This is a genomic window from Ralstonia sp. VS2407 (assembly GCF_052950655.1).
Map to the genome: position 1 here is coordinate 1 of NZ_JBRFVG010000115.1, position 550 is coordinate 550.

1 protein-coding gene and 1 pseudogene are annotated in these 550 nt (G+C 61.6%); both read left to right on the forward strand.

Annotated elements, in window-relative coordinates:
* Nucleotides 1–290, forward strand: a pseudogene (locus tag ACU8YE_RS24135) (hypothetical protein); the annotation flags it as partial.
* Nucleotides 272–550: hypothetical protein (locus ACU8YE_RS24140; RefSeq protein WP_446929889.1), on the forward strand; the 279-nt coding region annotated here is incomplete at its 3' end. The pseudogene ACU8YE_RS24135 and the gene ACU8YE_RS24140, both read left to right, overlap by 19 nt.

The following is a 550-nucleotide window of genomic DNA, read 5'->3' on the forward strand; positions in this document are numbered from 1 at the left end:
TCGTTCTCGACGAGCCCCTCGAATCCGTCGATCCACTCTCGGGTCAGACCATTCGGTCAATCCTGCGCCGCTTCGTTGACGGTGGCGGGACGGTCGTCATATCCAGCCACGTCATGGAGCTCGTCGAGTCCTTGTGCGACTCGGTGGCCGTTATCGCCGGGGGACGTCTCCACGCTATTGGTGCCCTCGACGACGTATGCCAGGGCAAGTCTTTGCAAAATAGGTTCGTCGAACTCGTCGGCGGCAACGCCAACATGGGGGAGGGTCTTACGTGGTTGCGCAGGTCCTGAAGCACCAGTGGGCCACCACCCTGGTCCCCCTTCGCAAGGGTGCCAAGCCGGCCGAGATCTTCGGACTCATCTTTCTGGTCCTCGTGTCCCTGTTCCTCGGTGGGAACTATTTCGCCTATGTGCGGGCAGCCGGGCAACTCGCTATCGACCCTCGCGGTGCAAGCACCGCCGTAGCGGGGGCGTCGCTGATCGTTTTCTGGATCACTGTGCCGGTGCTTTTTGGTGCTCAGCCCACCTACACAGATCCGTCGCGATATGCG